Below are 18,166 nucleotides of genomic sequence, written 5' to 3' on the forward strand. Positions count from 1 at the left end.
AACCAGTCTGCTCGATGACCGTATAGCGCTCATCGTTATGCGACCTGGCGAGGTCCTAAGTGCGTCCTCGAGTCCCTCAGCGACTTGATTGAAGTACGAAACTGACGGGACGTGATCGCGCTGCTTCTCGTTTAAGAGCGCTAAGCTGGCCGCTCGCTTGCCCGGATATGCCAACCAGCGGAAACCTAGTGATTGGAGGAGGTCTGCTTTCGTCGCCTAAGTGTCTTCACGACCACCATCTACGTTTCGACCGGAAGCTGCTCCACTGGAAGCGGGCAGTCTGCGGGAGACGCCTCCTCCGAATCGTTCGAATAACATTGGGATGATAACAACGCGGGGTCGAGAATGGACGATTATAGACCGCTAACGGTGGGGGACTACGCAGCAGACGCGGCCCGAACGGATCGCGGTATCGAAGGCCAATCGCTGGCCTTTCCTCTTCTTGGTCTGGTCGGCGAAGTGGGAAGCCTCCTTAGCGAACTGAAGAAAAAACAACGCGACCCTGCCTCCTACCGCAGCCATTCAGACGCCGTGACCGAGGAGTTGGGAGACGTTCTTTGGTATCTCGCGGCGGTGGCGCGACGAGGCGGAGTGGCCCTCAGCGCTGTCGCCGCCCATCTATATCGACGAGATGCGCAGTGGAGGGGCATCGACGATCCGGCGCTGACCTTTGAGGCGCTTCAGCCCCACCCGATCGCGCCGGGAGGCGAGCCGACCGCCAACTTCGAGGAGACGCTTTTAGATCTCGCCTCGGACGTCGGCCTCCTGATCGGGGATTTCCAGGCCGGCCGCCTTGACGTGGATCAGGGTCTTTTGCCCATGCGTCTGGCGGCGATCCTGACTCGGCTGTTGCGGGCGTCGCGCGAGGCCCACCTGACCCTGGAGGTGGCGGCAGTCAAGAACACCTACAAGATCTTCGACCGATGGCCGGAGACGCGGGCTTACCCCGAGCCCTTCGACGCCGACGCCGATCCCGACGAGCAACTGCCGCGTCGGCTGGAGGTCGAGGTCTATGAGAAGCGGGTCGGGGACAAGGACTATGTCTTCCAGCGCTGCAACGCCCTGTTCATCGGCGACCGTCTGACCGACAATTCGCTGGAGCAGGATGACTACCGGTTCCACGACGTCTTCCACTACGCCTTCGTCGCCGTGCTCGGCTGGTCGCCGGTGACGCGGGCTCTGATGCGGCTGAAGCGCAAGAGCCAGCCGCAGATCGATGACGCCGAGGACGGAGCCCGGGCGATCCTGATTGAGGAAGGCGTCTCGACCTGGGTGTTTGGCCAGGCGCAGCGGCTGAACTATTTCGAAGGAGTCGGGATCGGCAAACTTCCCCTAGATCTGCTCAAACAGATCAAGCAGTTCGTGGCCGGCTACGAGGCGGACCGTCTCCCGCTGTGGCTTTGGGAGGAGGCGATCCTTCAGGGCTATGAGGTCTTCCGATATCTGCGTCAGCACCGACGCGGACGGGTAATCTTGGATTTCGAGACTCGGTCTTTGCGTGTAGAGGCCCTCGCATCATGACGCCCACCGCCTTTGTCGATGCGCTCCAGAGCGCCTCCCTGCCCAATGTGTTCAATCCCTGGCGCGACCAGTGCGCCGTCTGCGACCGGGCCGACGCTCCCTCGCTGCGCCGGGAAAACCTGCGTCTCTTCCTCGAGCGCGCGGTCGAGGTGGACGGCGCGACCCTTTGGATCGGACGAGATCTCGGCTATCGGGGCGGCCGCCGGACCGGCGTGCCCCTGACCGACGAAGTTCATCTCGCCTCGGCTTCGGCCCTGATGGGCGACATCGCCCTAGTCAGAGCTACCGAAGGACCGGTCATGGCGGAACGGACGGCGGCGGTCGTCTGGAGCGTTCTGCGGCGGGTGCAACGCCCGACCATGCTGTGGAACGTTTTCCCCTTCCATCCGCATCTTGCCCAAGACCCAATGTCGAACCGGCCGCATACTCGCGCGGAGCGGGATGCGACATGGCCCTTGCTGGAGGCCCTAATCGAGATGGTCCAACCAGCCCGGATCGTGGCCATCGGCCGGGACGCCAGCCAGGCCCTAACGAATCTCGGCGTCGCCTCCGATGCGGTGCGTCATCCCAGCTATGGCGGTCAGGCCGAGTTCGTGGCGGGCATGCACGCGCTATACGAGGTCGCAGACGCCCAGCTCAGCTTCGCCGGGCTGGAGCCGCCCTCAGCGCTCAACTAGGGCGTCGCAGGCCGCCAGCATGGCCTTGATAGCTGTGCGCGGCGCGGTTTGCTTCGCATCGTTGCGAGGCTGATCGATGATCGCGTGCGACGACAGGACGGTCAGGGCGCCGACCTGAAGCCCCGCTTCCTGGGCCACGAAGGCCATCAGCCGCCCCAGGCCGATTAGGTTCCCCAGCAGCTTCTCGATATAATAGTGATTGCGGTACATCACCGTCAGATGCAGCCGATCGCCCGCGGCGCTCCGTTCGGGCTTGAAGCTGGCGTGGCTCAGGCACTGACCGCCGTAAGGGGACCGGTCGACGTCGCGCAGGGGGTCAAAGACAGAGAGCTCGAACTTGTTGAGCGCCTTGACCGAGGGATCCTTCAGACGATCGACGATGTCGGCCAGCTGATTGAAGGCGACGCCTCCGCCCGGACGCGGCAGATTGATCATCCGCTCGAAGTAATAGCCCGACCAGCGGTCTCCGCCGCGCGCCGCGGCGGGAAGGACATGGTCCCTAAACCGATCATAGAAGGCCGGTGATCCGTGCCGGCGATGGAGGGCGGCGGGAAACAGGGTGTTGGCCACCGTCTCGATCGGCTTGGCGTCCCACTGTCTGAGGAAGTCGTCCACGATGGTCACCGCGGGATCGCCGAGGGTGGCGCGCGCCAGGGGATCGGCGACGTCGATGATGACGTTCTGGGCCTCGTGGCCCGGACGATCATCGACCGTCTGGACTGCGGCGCGCCACGCGCTGAAGCAATCAGGCTGCGACGGAATGGGGAGATACATGATCGTCCTCTTCGAGAAGGGCGGCCCCGTAGAGACGGGGCTCGACATATGTCCGGGTCAGCCAGGCGTGACCGGCGACACCCCAACCGGCGCCCCAGCTGTTCCGGACCAAGAGGACCGGGGTGTCGGCGATCTCGCCATGGCCAACCGCCAGCACGGCATGGCCCAGTGCTGGATCCCCGACCTCGCCGGGCACCGGTCGGACTACCCCCGCGGCGTCCGGTCTGTAGAAGCTGGCGGAAAGCCTCAGCAGGATCAGCACCGGCCGCCCGGACTGGAGGGCGTCGATGATTTCCGCCCAGCCGAAGGGCAGGGCCTGTCCCTTGCGGGTGAACCGGACGCCGTCCGCCGGCGGCGTGCTCCAGGCGTCATTAGCGGGCGGCGTCGGGACATATGGCCAATGTTCTTCGGCGGGCTGGCCATCCTCGCGCAGGGCGTCCAGCATGAACCCCAGACCCGCGCCGGAAGACGGGGGGCGACCCGCGCGCTTTTGGGCGTGGTGGAAGGCCGCCTCGCAAGACAGGGGCGTCCAGCCCGGACGCACCGCGGCGTGAAGATCACTGGCGGCGAAGGCCAAGCAGGTCGGCCGCGGACCCTGGTCGCGAGCCGGTCCGAGACGGTGGCGTAGATCCGTGCTGATGTCCAAGGCCGCCATCCTTAAGCCGCCGCCAGCCAGCGGCGGCGTTCGGCGCGGGAAAGGCCGGACGCTTCGGGGCCGGAGAGGTCGAAGGCCACGGTCAGGGCGGCGATCGGCGGTTCCTCGAGCCAGGGACGGCTCTGGCGCAGATCCAGCGCCCCCTCGACCTCCTCGCCGTCAGGACCCGCCAGGACCTCGCGTTCCACTTGATCGCCGACACTGTCCCGAGGGCCGACGAACCGGGTGTCACGCAGGACCACCAGGCCGCTGGCCTGAAGGGTGTCGAAATCCCAAAGATAGCCAGCCGACCCCAGTTCCCGGACCCGGATGACGAACAGGTCCCCGCGGCTGCCGTCGATCCGTCCGCCCTGATCCTTCTCCGTCAGAAGCCAGACATCGCCGTGATAGGACGGCGGGGTGAAGTCGCCGAGGAGCTCGACCTTCAAGGTCCGAGGTCTTGTCGCAAGAATGGTCTGGCGCCGTCCGGCGTCGAGCAGGTCGTAGCGCTCCAGGGTGCGCGTCATGGCCTCGAAGCTCACGCCGAGACGAAGCGCAAGCTGATAGACAACCTGCGGGCGTTCGAGATCGACGGCCCGCCAGCCCTGCCGAGCGCAGTGGGCCGTGATCAGCCAGCGTGGCATCAGCAGGGCGGCGGCGAAGGCGTCGGCCTCCGTCTCCTGGAAGCCGGGGCTGAGATCGCGACCTGGCGCGCGCCGCAGGACCTGGGCTTCGTCGTCGAGGCTGGGCTGATGCCGGAGAGTGGAATGGCCGAGTTCATGGGCCGCGGTGAAGCGCTGGATGCTGAGCGGGCGTTGGGTGGTGATCATGATCCCCGGAATAGGAACGTTGACGAAGGCACCCAGCAGCCCGTCGAGGGGGCGGACCATCAGGGGAGTGTCGAGCGCCGCGATCAGATCAAACACATCCACGGCGCCGGGTTCGGCTTCCAGCCGGGCGCGAAGATCAAACTGGCGATGCAACCGGCCGGCGGCCGCCACCCCGTTCCGGACGGCCTCCTGATAGGTCCGCGCCATCCGTCAGTCCGTCTTCCGGGCGCGCGCCAGTAGAAACTCGGTGAAGCGGCCCAGCTCCTCCCGGTCTCTTTGCGATAGGTCGGCCGCCTGGCGCGCCAGATGTGCCACATCGGGCGGCAAATCAGGCGGTCCCTCGATTCCGGTAAGATAGCCCACTGATTGCCGGTAGAGCCGCGCTAGGCGGGTGAGTTCGATCGCTTCCACGCGCCGCTGTCCACTCTCGATACCGGTCAGCGCCGTGCGGGGCAGCTTGAGATGCGCGGCCACCTCTTCCTGCTTCAGACCGAGATATTCCCGCGCTTCGCGAAGCCGTTCCCCCAGACTGCGCCGGGCCTGTTCGTCGTCGTCGATCATGCGCTGGCCGGATGGGTTTTCTTCCAGGCCGCCTCAAGCCGGGGCATCATATGGTCCAAAGCAGCCTGGATGGAATCGTAGCCGCCGGTCTTGACAATATTCTTGGGCTCGAACCCGAGAATGTCCTCTAGCGCCAAGGTCACGTCGACGACTGTCAGGGAATCTAGCCGAATCTTGGTGGTAAGCAGGGTTATCGGGTCGGCGGGAGGCGTTACGCCCTGCAGGGCAAACTCGCTTTCCGCCAGTGAGGTCAGCTCCGCCAAGAGGCAGGCGCTCACCGCCTTGACGGGAAACGGCTTGGTCTCCGGCTTGTCCTTGATCTGTGTCATGGCTGATCCTCCGACATTCGACCAATGTAATGTTAGAATATCGAACATACAACCCGCGTGTCGGCAATGGCGATGGAAGATCGGAGAGTCGGCTTAATTTCTCCATTACACGGCGCAGTCATCGACTCGGCGACCGCCTCGGCTCTTGAGAGGGCCCGGTAGGCTGTGCAACTTCGTTTCCTCGGCGAAGGCCAGCGCCTACCGCTCGCGCATAGGCAGACTCGATGAGCGAGAAGGACCATAGCGCGTTTTGCCTAAGCAGCGTTCAGCGCGGCCTTTTACGGTACGGTCGGACAATCTGCCCCATCGTCGCCCCATTGCCGAAACTCCGCGTTCGACGTATGCGGAGATTCTCGGGGTATTCTATTGTCTCACCTTGCTCGCCAGTTTTGCGTCGGACTTGCCGTGACCCTTATGGTCGCGCTGCAGGCCTTTGGCGCGATCAGCGCCGAGCACAAGATCGAGCACGCGGTCCAATTCCCCGGCGTCGCCTATGTCGAAATCGCCGCCGATGATCACGATCACGATCATCAAGTCGTCGACGCCAGCCCCGGCGACACGCTTGTCGATGCGAACGACGGCGACTTCGACGGTCAGCCGATCAAATCGCACCACCACCATGGCGGCGCTGACCAGCACCTGGTCATCGGCGACGAGCTGCCGCCGATCGACGCCTCCATCGCCTATGTCGTGCGCCTGGGTCCGACCCCGGAATCCGTCCCGCCGGGCGCGTTGATCGACGCCCCGCAACAGCCTCCAAAACAGAACGCCTGATCGCCTGAAGAGCTGATCCTGCGCGGCCGTGCGGCCGTGCGCGTCCTGTTGGAGAAATTCCTTGATACCTTCCATGTCCGGCTCCGCCGGATGGCGGGGGCGAGGCGCGGCCATGTCCGCCCTTGCTCTCGTCCTGGCGGCGACCGTATCGCTGCCTTCACCGGCGTTCGCCCAGGCGACGCCGTCCGCCGAGGCCGTCCAGGCCTCGCCTGTCCTGTCGCTCGAAGAGGCGCTGCGGCGCTCCATCGTCGCCGACCCGGCGCGTGCGGGTTACGAAGCGCGACTGCGCGCTGTCGAAGCCGGCGTGCGCCAGGCCGGGGTGCGCCCCAATCCGACGCTCGGACTGATGGTCGAGAACCTGCCAACGTTGGGCGGGGGCGACATCCTCGACCGCACCGAGACCACCCTGACCTATGAGCAGAGGATCGAGCGCGGCGGGGACCGTCCTGCCCGTTCCAGCCTGGCGCGTAGCGAAGGCCTGTTGGTCGCCGCACAGGCGCGGGTCGCCCAACTGGATCGTCTGGAACGGGTGCAGCGCGCCTGGTCCGACGCCATGGCAGCTCAGGCCCAGGTCGAGATCGCCAGAGAACGGCTCACCATGGCGGAGCGCTTCCAGAACGAGGTGCAGCGGCGGGTCAACGCCGCGCGCGATCCTCTGTTCGCCGGAGCCCGCGCCGAGGCTGAACTGGCCCAGGCCCAGATCGAGTTCGATCAGGCCGAGGTCGCCGCGCGCATGGCGGCGATCATGATCGGCAAATACTGGGACGGGACGGTCAACTTCCGTCTGGATCCGACCGCCTTCGAAGACACCAGCGCATCGCGCGTGGTCGCCGGCGAAGTCGCGGAAGCCGATCTTGACGTGTTCCGCGCGCGCCAGGCTGCGGCAGTCGCCCAGGTGCGGGTGGAGGAGGCGAGAGCCGTCGCAGATCCCACCGTCAGCGTCGGCGTTCGCCACTTCTGGAACAACGACCTGTCGCTGGTCGTCGGCGGATCCATCCCCTTGCAACGCTACGACCGGAACCAGGGTGCCATCGACCGCGCCAGGGCAGAAGGCATAGCCGCGCAGGCGGATCTCGGCGCGAGACGGATCGAACTGGATCGCGAAATCGCTCGCCTCCAGGTCCTGCTGCTGTCCCAGGCCAACGAGGTCCGGCGCATCAGCGAAGAGACCCTGCCGCAGGCGGAGCGGGCCGTGACCCTGGTCCGTGACGGGTTCGCGCGCGGCGGCTTCACCTACAACGACGTCATGGCCGCACAGACGGCCCTTCTGCAGAGCCGAGCCCGTCGCGTGACGGTGCTTCAGGCCTTCCACAACGACCGCGCCCGCCTTGATCGCCTGACCGGCGCGCACGCCGACCTGCTCGGCATGGAGACTCCACAATGAGACAGATCAGAACTCCGCTCATCGCCTATGGCGCGGCGGTATCGGCCTTCGCCTTGGCCTTGGCCTCATGCGGCGGCGGCGCCGAAAAGGCGGCGCCCGAGAGCGAGGCGGAAGCCGCTGCGGCGGCCGACTACGAGCGCGGACCCCATAACGGTCGTCTGCTCCGTGACGGTGATTTCGCTCTGGAGGTGACCATCTACGAGGAAGGGCCGGAGCCCCTGTTCCGCCTCTATCCCTATGTGAACGACAAGCCGGTCGATCCGCGCCAGGTCCAGGTCACCATGGCCCTCACGCGCCTGGGTCCGAAGGTCGATCGCTTCATCTTCGCCCCGGAGAACGACTACCTCGCCAGCCCTGGCGTGGTATTCGAACCGCACTCCTTCGACGTGGCGGTCAACGCCGTGCGCGCCGGGAAGCGGTCGAACTGGACCTACCAGTCCTACGAGGGCCGCACGATCATCTCGTCCCAGGCCGCTCAGGCGGGCGGGGTGACGACGGAACGGGCCGGCCCCGCCGTGCTGGGCGAGACCTTGCCCCTGTCGGGTCGGGTGGAGATCACGCCTGAAGGTCAGGCGGAGGTGTTTGCGCGCTATCCGGGCCGCATCGTTTCGCTGAACGTTCAGCTCGGCCAGCGGGTGTCGCGCGGACAGGTTCTGGCGCGGGTCGAATCCAGCGAGAGCCTGCAGACCTATTCGGTGACCGCGCCGATCTCGGGCGTGATCACGACGAAGAACGCCAACCCCGGTCAGATTACCGGCAACGGTCCGCCGATGCTGACGATCGGCGATCCGACGCGCCTTCATGCGGAGTTCTTCCTCTATCCGCGCGATGCGGAGCGGGTGCGCGTCGGGCAGCGGGTCGAGCTCAAGAGCCTGGCCGGCGAACACACGGCGACGGGCGTGATCGAAGCGATCCTGCCCTCGGACGACGTGCTCAGCCAGACGCTCGTCGCCCATGTGGAGCTGCCCTACCAGGGCGGCGTCTGGCGGCCGGGGCTCGGCGTCGAGGGCGTAGTTCAGGTCGGGGCCGGTGAAGTGCCGCTGGCGGTCAAGACCAAAGGGCTCCAGCCCTTCCGCGACTTCACCGTGGTCTATGCCAAGGTCGGCGACACCTACGAGGTGCGGATGCTCGAACTGGGGCGTCGTACCGATGAGTGGACCGAGGTTCTCGGCGGCATCGAGCCCGGCACGACCTATGTCGTCGACGGCGCCTTCCTCATTCGCGCGGACATCGACAAGTCCGGCGCGAGCCACGATCACTAGGGGGCGCGCGCATCATGCTTGAAAGCATCATCGCGCTGTCGATCCGGTTCCGCTGGGTCGTCATGGCGCTTGTCCTGGTCGCGGCGGCGGTCGGCGTCTGGAGTTTCCAGAAGCTGCCCATCGACGCGACGCCGGACATCACCAATGTCCAAATCCAGATCAACACGGAGGCGCCCGGCTATTCGCCGCTCGAAGCCGAACAACGCATCACCTTCCCGGTGGAGACGGCGATCGCCGGCGTGCCGGGCCTGTCCTACACCCGGTCGGTCTCGCGCTACGGCCTGAGCCAGGTCACGGTCGTCTTCGAGGACGGTACGGACGTCTACCGGGCGCGGCAACTGGTCAATGAACGGCTTCAGACCGCCATCGGTCAGTTGCCGCCGGGCCTGTCGCCGGAGCTGGGGCCGATCGCCACCGGCCTGGGCGAGATCTTCATGTACACGATCGAGGCCGAGCCGAGCGCGCGCAAGCCCGACGGTTCGCCGTACACCCCGGAAGATCTGCGCACGCTTCAGGACTGGGTCATCCGTCCGCAGATGCGCAACACGCCCGGCGTCACCGAGGTCAACACCATCGGCGGCTTCGTGCGCGAGTATCACGTCACCCCGCGCCCCGAACGGCTCGCCGCCTATGGCGTGACCATGAGCGAAGTGGTTGAGGCGTTGGAGCGCAACAACGCCAATGTCGGCGCCGGCTATGTCGAACGCTACGGCGAGCAGTGGCTGATCCGGGTGCCCGGTCAGGCCGCGACGCAGGAGGATCTGTCCAACGTCGTGATCACGACGCGCGGCGGCGTGCCCATCCGGGTCGCGGAAGTCGCGGAAGTCGGGCTGGGAGAGGAACTGCGCACCGGCGCGGCGACGGAAAACGGCAAGGAGACGGTGCTGGCCACCGTTCTTATGCTGGCCGGTGAGAACAGTCGGGTCGTGGCCCAGGCGGCGGCGGCTCGACTGGAGGAGGCGTCCAAGGCCCTGCCCAAGGGCGTGGTCGCCTCGCCGGTCTATGACCGCACCAATCTGGTCGAACGTGCTGTCGCCACCGTCGAGAAGAACCTCGTCGAGGGCGCGCTTCTGGTTATCGTCGTGCTGTTCCTGCTGCTCGGCAACATCCGCGCGGCCCTGATCACGGCGGCGGTCATTCCGATCACCATGCTGCTGACCATCACCGGCATGGTCCAGGCCGGGGTGTCCGGCAATCTGATGAGCCTCGGCGCTCTGGACTTCGGTCTAATCGTCGACGGCGCCGTCATCATCGTCGAGAACTGTCTGAGGCGTTTCGCCGAGGCGCAGCATCACCACGGTCGACTGCTGACACGCGACGAGCGGTTCAAACTGGCGGCCGAGGCCTCCAGCGAAGTGATCCGTCCGTCCCTGTTCGGCGTGCTGATCATCACCCTGGTCTATGTGCCGATCTTCGCCCTGGACGGGGTCGAAGGTAAAACCTTCCACCCCATGGCCATCACCGTGGTCATCGCCCTGACCGGCGCCCTGATCCTGTCACTGACCTTCGTTCCGGCTGCGGTCGCAATGTTCGTCACCGGCAAGGTTCAGGAGAAGGACAGCTTCCTGATGCGCTGGGCGCGTGTGGGCTATCAGCCCGCGCTCGACTTCGCGTTGAAGGCGCGTGTGCTGATGATCGGCGCCGCCGTCGCTCTTGTGGCGATTTCGGGCGTGGTCGCCTCGCGGATGGGTTCGGAGTTCGTGCCGAACCTGGACGAGGGCGACATCGCCATGCACGCCCTTCGTATTCCCGGCACGAGCCTGAGCCAGGCCATCGAGATGCAGACCGCGCTCGAAGCCCGGCTGGCCAAGTTCCCGGAAGTGGAGCGGGTTGTCGCCAAGATCGGCACCGCCGAAGTGGCCACCGACCCGGTGCCGCCTTCGGTCGCCGACACCTTCATCCTGTTGAAGGACCGCGACGAATGGCCGAACCCCAGGAAGCCGAAACTCCAGCTTGTCCGCGAGATGGAAGAGGCGGTGAATGAAATCCCCGGCAGCAAGTACGAGTTCACCCAGCCGATCCAGATGCGGTTCAACGAACTGCTCTCCGGGGTCCGCGCCGATGTGGCCATCAAGGTTCACGGCGACGACCTGGATCAACTGGTGGCGCTCGGCTCTCAGATCGAGGAGATCGTCGGCGCCATTCCCGGCGCGGCCGATCCGCAGTCCGAACAGGTCACCGGCCTGCCGATGCTGCAGATCACGCCGAACCGGGCCGCCATCGCGCGTCTGGGATTGAGCGTCGATGACGTCCAGTCGGTGATCGCGACCTCGATGGGCGGCACGACCGCCGGTCAGATCTTTGAAGGCGACCGTCGCTTCGACATCGTCGTGCGCCTGCCCGAAGATCTGCGATCCAACACCGACGCCATCGGCCGCATCCAGGTGCCGCTGCCGGCGGCGGACGGTCAACCGCGCGGCTTCGTACCTCTCAGCGAGATTGCCACGATCGGGCTCGAAACCGGTCCGAACCAGATCAGCCGAGAAGACGGCAAGCGCCGCATCGTCGTCACCGCCAACGTCCGTAATCGCGACCTGGGCTCCTTCATCGGAGAGGCCCGCGAGCGGATCGAACGGGAGGTGGAGCTGCCGGCTGGATACTGGGTCACCTATGGCGGCACCTTCGAACAGCTGATCTCCGCCGCCAAACGGCTTCAACTGGTTGTGCCGGCGGTGCTGCTGCTGATCTTCGGTCTGTTGTTCGCCCTGTTCCGCTCTTGGAAGGACAGCGCCATCGTCTTCTCCGGCGTGCCTCTGGCCCTGACCGGCGGCGTGGCGGCCCTGGCGATGCGTGGTCTGCCCATGTCGATCTCGGCGGGCGTCGGCTTCATCGCGCTTTCGGGCGTGGCCGTGCTGAACGGGGTGGTGATGGTGACCTTTATCCGGTCGCTGATCGCCGAGGGGCAGCCTGTGCCTCAAGCCATCCGGGAAGGGGCGCTCACCCGCCTTCGCCCGGTGCTGATGACCGCCCTGGTCGCCAGCCTCGGCTTCGTGCCGATGGCGCTGAACGTGGGCGCCGGCGCGGAAGTGCAGCGTCCGCTGGCCACCGTGGTCATCGGCGGCATCGTCTCCTCGACGGTGCTGACGCTGCTGGTCCTCCCGGCCCTCTACAGCCTCGTTCACGGTCGCACGCCTTCGGGTGAGCGGTCAGGGCGCGGGCTTCTGGATCATCTGCCGTTCCGCAACGGGCGCCGGAACGTCTGATGACCGCCGCGCTTCCTGAAAAGCGCGGCGGCGGGGTCGGCGGGATTCCCCCAGTCGCGCCGACCCATGCCTTTCCCGAACGGATGCCGGTCCTGACCAGCATCCGTTTCTGGCTCGCCCTCGGCGTGGTGCTGTTCCACTATCAGCTCAACATCGTCGCCGAGGGCGGGATGGGCGTCAGCCTGATCGAGCGTGCTCGCCTCGCGGTCGATTTCTTCTTCATCCTGTCGGGCTTCGTGCTGTCGCACGTCTATGGCCGTCAGGTGCGCGACGGGACGTTCCACTATGGACGCTTTTTGACCGCACGCATGGCCCGGATCTATCCGGCGCATGGCCTGATGCTGGTGCTGATGGTCGTGATCGTCAGCGTCGCCGTGGCCCTGGGCCAGCCGTTCGACAGCCAGAGCTATTCGTTCGCCGGGCTCGTCGCGGCGGCGGGCATGATCCACGCCTGGTTGCCCGCGTCTGTCCCGAACGAATGGAACGGGCCGTCCTGGTCCCTGTCCGCCGAATGGGCCGCCTATCTGGCCTTTCCGGTGTTCGCCTGGATCGGTCTTCGTTCCGGCCGCAATCCCTGGCTCACCCTGGGGCTTGCGATCGCAGGCTTCGTCGCACTGGACGCCTTCTATCGCTGGCGTTTCGGCGAAATCCTGACCCATGCCGAGCTTGTTCTCGGCGTGCTCAGGATCGCACCGGAGTTCCTGTACGGCGTGGCCCTTTATCAGCTCGGCGCCCGGCTGAAGCTCTCACCGACAGTCACTCGACTGGCGGCGGGGCTCAGCGTTGTGACCCTGTTGGCCATGATGCACTTCGCCGCCGACGAGCGGCTGACCGTCGCGGTGGCGGGTCTGGTCATCCTGACCCTGGCCTTGCTGGCGCGCACGGACGCGGCGTTCGCCGCGCACCCCTGGGCGGTGGAGGCGGGCGAGGCCTCCTACGCTCTCTATCTCGTCCACCTGCCGCTTCTGATCATCTGGAAGAACGGCATGGCTCTGCTGCACGGCGTCGACAGCACCTATCGTCTCCCCTTGTGGGAAGCGGCGGTGTTGCTGGCGCTGACGATCGGCGCGGCCTTCGCGCTTCACGCCTTCTGGGAAAGGCCCGCTCGGCTTTGGCTGAGATGGTCGATCCGAAAGGGCGCCGACGATCGCGGCACAATCCCTCCCACATCGAAAGAGAAATCATGACGTCAATCGCGCGTCACGACCCCCGGTCGTGGCTCCGATCGCCCTGGACCCTCGCGCTCCTCGTGATCGGATTCCTCTTCATGGAGGGCCTGCTCAGCCAGGTCCTCGCTCACGGCGTCGCCGAAGGCGACAAGGGCTATATCCAGGAGACCTCGGGCTTCCTGTTCTGGCCGTTCGTCTATCTCGGCGCCAAACATATGGTCACCGGCTACGACCACCTGCTGTTCCTGTTCGGCGTGATCTTCTTCCTCTACCGGATGAAGGACATCAGCATCTATGTGACCCTGTTCGCCATCGGTCACTCATCCACCCTGCTGCTCGGCGTCCTGACCAATATCAGCGTCTCCAGCTATGTAGTGGACGCCATCATCGGCCTGTCGGTCGTCTACAAGGCGCTCGACAATATGGGCGCCTTCCAGAGATGGTTCGGCTTCCAGCCCTCGACCAAGGGGGCGACCCTGATCTTCGGTCTGTTCCACGGCTTCGGCCTGGCGACCAAGCTTCAGGACTTCCAACTCTCGCCTGACGGCCTGTTCCTCAATCTGGTCGCCTTCAATATCGGCGTCGAGATCGGGCAACTGCTCGCCCTGGGCGGCATCCTCATCCTGATGGGCTTCTGGCGGCGTTCGAACAGCTTCTGGGAACACGCTTATCTGACCAACGTCGTGCTGATGACCCTCGGCTTCCTCCTGACGGGCTATCAGCTCGTCGGCTTCTTCGTCATGTGATCGGAGACCTTCCATGTACAACGCAAACCGTCCCGCCCGTTCCGACCTGCCTTCGACCGGGCAGTTGCTCAAATCGACCGGCATCGCCGCCGCCGTCGCCTCCGTGCTTCTGGTCACCATCGTCATGCCGTCCGAATACGGGGTCGATCCGACCCGCGTCGGCTCCATTTTCGGCCTGACCGAGATGGGTCGTATCAAGGTTCAACTGGCAGCCGAGGCCGAAGCGGACGCCGCCGCCGACGCCGCCGCCGGATCGGGGCTTTCCGCCGCGCCGCCGCTCGATGTGGCGACACCTGCCGCCGGGGCGACCGCTCCCGCAGCCAGTCCTTCGCCGACTGCGCCGGCCGTCCAACCTGCGCCGACCGCCGAGGTGCGGACCGATGAAACCGTGCTCACGCTCGCACCCGACCAGGGCGCAGAGATCAAGTTGGTGATGGTCGAGGGCGCCAAGGCGCGGTTCACCTGGACCAGTAGCGGCGGCAAGATCAACTTCGACACCCACGCTGACCGTCCAGGCCTTTCCTACCACGCCTACGGCAAGGGCTCGGCGCAGCAGCAGTCGGGCGAACTGACCGCCGCCTTCACCGGCGCCCACGGCTGGTTCTGGCGTAACCGCACCGGTGCGCCGGTGACCATCACCCTGCAAACCCAGGGCGCCTATACGGAGATCAAGCGGGTCGTGTGACCTGACTTGTATGACGTGCTGATCGAAGGCGCGTCATGGGTTCTGGTGGAGCGTTGTCCTGCTTGCGCTCCACCAGCGCCTCATGATTTCGGCCAACGCCGATGCTGGTCGTCGATGACGACCGGGTGGGCGTGGACCACGCCGCCGTCCTTGAGCCTTACGCCCTCGGCAAGGTGAGGATCGTCCGTCGTCAGTCCATCGTGGCTGTGCACCACATTCAACGGGTCATGCGCCGGCCAAACGACAAGGCCCAGCACGAGACCGGCGGCGCACAGCGCCGAGAGGACGAGGAAGGCCGCCGTCGGGTTCGCTTCGGCCGAGACGAGACCCGCCACCGGATAGGCGATCAGCCAGCAGGCGTGCGACAAGGCGAACTGTGCGGCGAACAGGGCAGGTCTGTCCCCGGCGCTCGACGACCGGCGAAGCGCGCGACCGGCCGGCGTGATGGTGAGCGAGTAACCGAAGCCCATCACGATCCACAGTCCGATCAGGATCGGATAGGACCGGGCAATCAAGGCCCCCGCCAGAAGCACACAGGTCATGATGCCGGCCCCCATCAGCATGGCGGTGCGGTCCTTCAGTCGATTGAGGATACGGGGCAGGACGACGGCCGCCGTCATGGACCCGGCCCCGAACGCCGCGAGCGCCCAGGCCGTCGCCTGCTGGGGCAGGTCGAACACGGACTGTACGATGACCACAGTGTTCACGAAGACCATGGCCCCACCCGCCGCCGTGGCCAGGCTCACCGCGAGCAGGCCACGCAGCCGAGGCGTGAAGGCGAACAGCCGCACGCCGCCGGTCAGTCGCTTGAGGAACGGCAGGGGCTGGGCTGATGACGGACGGGGCAGAAGCGCCGTCACCACGAAGCCTGCCGAAAGCACGAAGCCGATCGCCGTTCCGACGAAGAGGTTGTTGTAGCTGATGACGGCCAGCAGCAGGGCGGCGACCACAGGGCTCGCCACGCTCTCCAGATCGGCGGCGAGACGCGAGAGCGACAGGGCCTTCGTATATTCGGCCTCGTCCGAGAGAAGATCGGGGATCATGGCTTGGAACGCCGGTGTGAAGGCGGCAGAGGCGACGTAAAGCACGGTCATCAGGGCGTAGACCTGCCAGGCCTGTCCGACGAAGGGCAGGGCGACCGCCACGCCCGCGCGAACGAGATCCAGACAGACCAGCAGCGTCTTGCGCGGCAAGCGCGCCGCAAGGGCGCTCGCGAACGGCGCGACGCCGATATAGGCGATCATCTTGATGGCCAGGGCGGCGCCGAGGATTTCGCCCGCGTTCGCGCCCGCGAGGTCGTGCGCCAACAGTCCCAGGGCCACGGTCGCCATGCCCGTCCCCAGCAGGGCGGCGACCTGAGCGATGAAGAGGTGCCGATATGCGGCGTTTCGAAGCGGAGAGAACATCTTTCAATGCCTGACTGACAGGGGTAAATGTTACGGCGTAACATTGGAGAATATCGTTGTCGGAAGCCCTCACGCCTCGTCGTTCTGAAGACGTCCTGGGCGCCGGCTTGTCCGTGGTGTGCCTGCTCCACTGTTTGACGGCGCCGGTGCTGGCGAGTGTTCTTCCGTTGGTCGGCCTGGCCACGACGGAGTGGCTGCATGGGCTTTTCGCCCTAGTGGCGGCGACGTTCGCCTATCTGTCGATCCTGCGTCGCCCAAGCGTCGAGATCGCTGTCAAAGCCGTCGCCGTACTGGGAGTGGGATCCCTGGTGTTTGGTGCGACGGAAGTCGCGGGCCATGGCTGGACCGTCTGGAGCACTGTGTTCGGCTCTATCCTCCTGATCTCCGCCCACATCGTTTCGATGCGTCGCATGTGAAGCTGATCGCCGGTCGGTCAGCGTGATTTCATCTTGCCGTATCCCCTCCAGGGGGATAGGTCAAATTCCATGGCTCATGTTTCTCACGCATCCCACCCGGACGTCATCAAGCGGCTCAAGCGCGCCGAAGGTCATTTGCGGACTGTGATCGGAATGATCGAGGCGGAGCGGTCGTGCCTGGACCTGGCGCAGCAACTGCACGCGATCGAGAAGGCCGTCGCCGCAGCCAAGAAGACGCTCATCCACGACCACATCGACCACTGCCTTGCCCACGCGGCCGAGGGCGATCCCGCCGAGGCGCGTCAGGCCATGGGCGAGTTCCGGGAAATCACGAAGTATCTTTGAAGGGCGTCTAGGCGACGGATCTTGATATTGTGGAAATCAGCACGGTGCGCTCGCGAATGCCTGCTGCGGCGCTTAGCCGGTTGACGTGACCCCCTGAAACTCCTCCAGGAATAGCTAGAGTCCGCCCAACGAAGGACGGACAGAATGAAGCGATCGAGGTTCACGGAAGAGCAGATCATCGGGATCCTGCGGGAGCAGGAGGCCGGTGTAGCGACGGCGGAGGTGTGCCGACGCCACGGGGTCAGCTCGGCGACCTTTTACAAATGGAAGGCCAAGTTTGGCGGGCTCGACGTGTCGGAGGCTCGGCGGCTCAAGGCGCTCGAGGATGAGAACGCCCGGCTGAAGCGGATGCTGGCGGACGCGATGCTGGACAACGTGGCCCTGAAGGACCTGCTGGGAAAAAAGTGGTGACGCCCGCCGGCTATCGCGAGGCGGCTGGCCATCTGCAGGCCGCCTACGAGATGAGCGAAAGGCGGGCGTGCCGTGTTCTGGGCGTCGATCGGACGAGCGTGCGCTATCAGGCGACGCGCCCGGACGACGGCGCTCTGCGCGACCGGCTGAAGGCCCTGGCCCAGGAACGTCGACGGTTCGGCTATCGTCGCCTGCACGTGCTGCTGCGGCGCGAGGGCCATGCGGTCAACAGGAAACGGGTCCAGCGGATCTATCGCGACGAGCAACTGACGGTGCGCCGGCGCGGCGGCCGGAAGCGAGCGATGGGCACGCGGCGACCGCTGGACCTGCCGCTGGCGCCCAACCAGCGCTGGTCGCTGGACTTCGTCGCAGACCAGCTGACGGACGGGCGGCGCTTCCGCATCCTGACGGTGATCGATAACTGTACGCGCGAGTGCCTGGCGCTGGTGGCCGACACCTCGCTGTCGGGCGCGCGGGTCGTGCGGGAGTTGGACGCCGTCATCCGGCAGCGAGGGCGGCCCGACACCATCGTCAGCGACAACGGCACGGAGTACACCTCGAACGCGGTCCTGGCCTGGGCCGACGACACCGGCGTCGGCTGGCACTACATCGCGCCGGGCAAGCCCCAGCAGAACGGCTTCAACGAAAGCTTCAACGGGCGGCTGCGTGACGAGCTGCTGAACGAGACGCTGTTCCGCTCGCTGCCGCACGCTCGCGCCGTGCTGGAGGCGTGGCGACGCGATTACAACGAGCAGCGTCCGCACTCGAAGCTCGGGTGGCTGACGCCGCAGGCTTATGCAGAAGCGCTCACCGGACACATCGGCCGGCCTGCTGCGCTGGTTGATGGCTGCGCAGACCGGCCTCTTGCCAACCCAGCCGATCACAGCTCAGATCAACCTAGGACTCTCGTTATGGCTGGATGAGAAACGGGGGTCACGTCACGGTCTGAGCGGAAGTAAGGGTAGGACGCCTCACCCGTTGAACTAGTCATTGTAGTCCGATTGGGCCTGAGTGGATGCGTCTTTGGATTGTATTTACC

Annotated in this window: 18 protein-coding genes and 1 pseudogene; 12 read left to right on the forward strand and 7 right to left on the reverse strand. The window is 65.7% G+C overall.

The window, feature by feature from the left end; all coding sequences use genetic code 11:
• Positions 1-345 precede the first annotated feature (345 nt).
• The 3 genes and pseudogenes from A4249_RS17095 to A4249_RS05730 all read left to right on the forward strand — a co-directional run.
• Positions 346-558, forward strand: a pseudogene (locus A4249_RS17095) (hypothetical protein); the annotation flags it as partial.
• Between the two features lie 33 nt (positions 559-591).
• The gene (locus A4249_RS05725) at positions 592-1,521 is read left to right on the forward strand and encodes a hypothetical protein (protein WP_231868782.1); all 930 of its coding nucleotides are present in this window, start codon (positions 592-594) and stop codon (positions 1,519-1,521) included.
• Positions 1,518-2,198, forward strand: a complete 681-nt coding sequence (locus A4249_RS05730) for a uracil-DNA glycosylase (protein ID WP_066551536.1) — start codon at positions 1,518-1,520, stop codon at positions 2,196-2,198. The genes A4249_RS05725 and A4249_RS05730 overlap by 4 nt, the downstream gene beginning before the upstream one ends.
• On the opposite strand, the gene A4249_RS05735 is transcribed toward A4249_RS05730, so the two are convergent.
• The 6 genes from A4249_RS05735 to A4249_RS16515 all read right to left on the reverse strand — a co-directional run bounded on the left by A4249_RS05735 (position 2,184) and on the right by A4249_RS16515 (position 6,175).
• On the reverse strand, positions 2,184-2,972 hold the full coding sequence (locus A4249_RS05735) for a hypothetical protein (protein ID WP_066551537.1): 789 nt from the start codon (positions 2,970-2,972) through the stop codon (positions 2,184-2,186). The genes A4249_RS05730 and A4249_RS05735 overlap by 15 nt on opposite strands.
• Entirely contained in the window at positions 2,944-3,618 is a 675-nt protein-coding gene (locus A4249_RS05740; RefSeq protein WP_231868783.1) for a C1 family peptidase, read from the reverse strand. The genes A4249_RS05735 and A4249_RS05740 overlap by 29 nt, the downstream gene beginning before the upstream one ends.
• Positions 3,619-3,629: 11 nt before the next feature.
• Complete coding sequence (locus tag A4249_RS05745) at positions 3,630-4,607, reverse strand: ImmA/IrrE family metallo-endopeptidase (protein WP_231868784.1); 978 nt, start codon at positions 4,605-4,607, stop codon at positions 3,630-3,632.
• Between the two features lie 39 nt (positions 4,608-4,646).
• On the reverse strand, positions 4,647-4,997 hold the full coding sequence (locus A4249_RS05750; RefSeq protein ID WP_066551539.1) for a helix-turn-helix domain-containing protein: 351 nt from the start codon (positions 4,995-4,997) through the stop codon (positions 4,647-4,649).
• Positions 4,994-5,326, reverse strand: coding sequence for a hypothetical protein (locus tag A4249_RS05755; protein WP_082854077.1), 333 nt, complete (start codon positions 5,324-5,326; stop codon positions 4,994-4,996). Before A4249_RS05755 ends, A4249_RS05750 begins: the two co-directional genes overlap by 4 nt.
• A 363-nt stretch (positions 5,327-5,689) precedes the next feature.
• Positions 5,690-6,175 (reverse strand): hypothetical protein, encoded by a 486-nt coding sequence (locus A4249_RS16515; protein WP_156494637.1) that lies wholly within the window; start codon positions 6,173-6,175, stop codon positions 5,690-5,692.
• 37 nt (positions 6,176-6,212) lie between these two features.
• Here A4249_RS16515 and A4249_RS05765 point away from each other — a divergent pair, with 37 nt between their 5' ends.
• The 6 genes from A4249_RS05765 to A4249_RS05790 all read left to right on the forward strand — a co-directional run bounded on the left by A4249_RS05765 (position 6,213) and on the right by A4249_RS05790 (position 14,549).
• On the forward strand, positions 6,213-7,484 hold the full coding sequence (locus A4249_RS05765; RefSeq protein WP_231868785.1) for a TolC family protein: 1,272 nt from the start codon (positions 6,213-6,215) through the stop codon (positions 7,482-7,484).
• Positions 7,481-8,746, forward strand: coding sequence for an efflux RND transporter periplasmic adaptor subunit (locus tag A4249_RS05770; RefSeq protein WP_066551542.1), 1,266 nt, complete (start codon positions 7,481-7,483; stop codon positions 8,744-8,746). Before A4249_RS05765 ends, A4249_RS05770 begins: the two co-directional genes overlap by 4 nt.
• A gap of 14 nt (positions 8,747-8,760) precedes the next feature.
• Positions 8,761-11,949 (forward strand): efflux RND transporter permease subunit, encoded by a 3,189-nt coding sequence (locus A4249_RS05775; RefSeq protein WP_066551543.1) that lies wholly within the window; start codon positions 8,761-8,763, stop codon positions 11,947-11,949.
• Positions 11,949-13,136 (forward strand): acyltransferase family protein, encoded by a 1,188-nt coding sequence (locus A4249_RS05780; protein ID WP_066551544.1) that lies wholly within the window; start codon positions 11,949-11,951, stop codon positions 13,134-13,136. Before A4249_RS05775 ends, A4249_RS05780 begins: the two co-directional genes overlap by 1 nt.
• 62 nt (positions 13,137-13,198) lie before the next feature.
• Positions 13,199-13,864: a HupE/UreJ family protein gene (locus A4249_RS05785; protein WP_335621858.1), complete on the forward strand. Its 666-nt coding sequence runs from the start codon at positions 13,199-13,201 to the stop codon at positions 13,862-13,864.
• A 13-nt stretch (positions 13,865-13,877) separates the two neighbouring features.
• Positions 13,878-14,549 (forward strand): transmembrane anchor protein, encoded by a 672-nt coding sequence (locus tag A4249_RS05790; RefSeq protein ID WP_066551546.1) that lies wholly within the window; start codon positions 13,878-13,880, stop codon positions 14,547-14,549.
• Positions 14,550-14,629: 80 nt separating this feature from the next.
• Here the strand turns inward: A4249_RS05790 and A4249_RS05795 are convergent, their stop codons facing one another.
• Positions 14,630-15,955, reverse strand: a complete 1,326-nt coding sequence (locus A4249_RS05795) for an MFS transporter (protein ID WP_066551547.1) — start codon at positions 15,953-15,955, stop codon at positions 14,630-14,632.
• 56 nt (positions 15,956-16,011) lie between these two features.
• Between A4249_RS05795 and A4249_RS05800 the strand changes: the two genes are divergently transcribed.
• The 3 genes from A4249_RS05800 (at position 16,012) to A4249_RS05815 (ending at position 18,050) form a co-directional block, all read left to right on the forward strand.
• Positions 16,012-16,371 (forward strand): MerC domain-containing protein, encoded by a 360-nt coding sequence (locus A4249_RS05800; protein WP_164952719.1) that lies wholly within the window; start codon positions 16,012-16,014, stop codon positions 16,369-16,371.
• A gap of 69 nt (positions 16,372-16,440) precedes the next feature.
• Entirely contained in the window at positions 16,441-16,716 is a 276-nt protein-coding gene (locus A4249_RS05805; protein WP_066551548.1) for a metal-sensing transcriptional repressor, read from the forward strand.
• Between the two features lie 144 nt (positions 16,717-16,860).
• Positions 16,861-18,050 (forward strand): IS3 family transposase gene (locus A4249_RS05815; RefSeq protein WP_165906610.1). Its coding sequence is split into 2 segments (ribosomal slippage): positions 16,861-17,113 and positions 17,113-18,050, totalling 1,191 coding nucleotides; the frame shifts between segments, so codons are not numbered across the junction.
• The last annotated feature ends 116 nt before the right edge of the window (positions 18,051-18,166 follow it).

This window comes from Brevundimonas sp. GW460-12-10-14-LB2 (genome assembly GCF_001636925.1).
Classification (GTDB): Bacteria; Pseudomonadota; Alphaproteobacteria; order Caulobacterales; family Caulobacteraceae; genus Brevundimonas; species Brevundimonas vesicularis.

Excerpts from the sequence above, each read along its gene's own strand:
- A4249_RS05770 (WP_066551542.1), top strand. The coding sequence starts at position 7,481 with ATGAGACAGATCAGAACTCCGCTCATCGCCTATGGCGCGGCGGTATCG.
- A4249_RS05765 (WP_231868785.1), top strand. The coding sequence starts at position 6,213 with ATGTCCGCCCTTGCTCTCGTCCTGGCGGCGACCGTATCGCTGCCTTCA.
- A4249_RS05730 (WP_066551536.1), top strand. The coding sequence starts at position 1,518 with ATGACGCCCACCGCCTTTGTCGATGCGCTCCAGAGCGCCTCCCTGCCC.
- A4249_RS05790 (WP_066551546.1), top strand. The coding sequence starts at position 13,878 with ATGTACAACGCAAACCGTCCCGCCCGTTCCGACCTGCCTTCGACCGGG.
- A4249_RS05735 (WP_066551537.1), bottom strand. The coding sequence starts at position 2,972 with ATGTATCTCCCCATTCCGTCGCAGCCTGATTGCTTCAGCGCGTGGCGC.
- A4249_RS05780 (WP_066551544.1), top strand. The coding sequence starts at position 11,949 with ATGACCGCCGCGCTTCCTGAAAAGCGCGGCGGCGGGGTCGGCGGGATT.
- A4249_RS05750 (WP_066551539.1), bottom strand. The coding sequence starts at position 4,997 with ATGATCGACGACGACGAACAGGCCCGGCGCAGTCTGGGGGAACGGCTT.
- A4249_RS05755 (WP_082854077.1), bottom strand. The coding sequence starts at position 5,326 with ATGACACAGATCAAGGACAAGCCGGAGACCAAGCCGTTTCCCGTCAAG.
- A4249_RS05775 (WP_066551543.1), top strand. The coding sequence starts at position 8,761 with ATGCTTGAAAGCATCATCGCGCTGTCGATCCGGTTCCGCTGGGTCGTC.
- A4249_RS16515 (WP_156494637.1), bottom strand. The coding sequence starts at position 6,175 with ATGGAAGGTATCAAGGAATTTCTCCAACAGGACGCGCACGGCCGCACG.
- A4249_RS05805 (WP_066551548.1), top strand. The coding sequence starts at position 16,441 with ATGGCTCATGTTTCTCACGCATCCCACCCGGACGTCATCAAGCGGCTC.
- A4249_RS05795 (WP_066551547.1), bottom strand. The coding sequence starts at position 15,955 with ATGTTCTCTCCGCTTCGAAACGCCGCATATCGGCACCTCTTCATCGCT.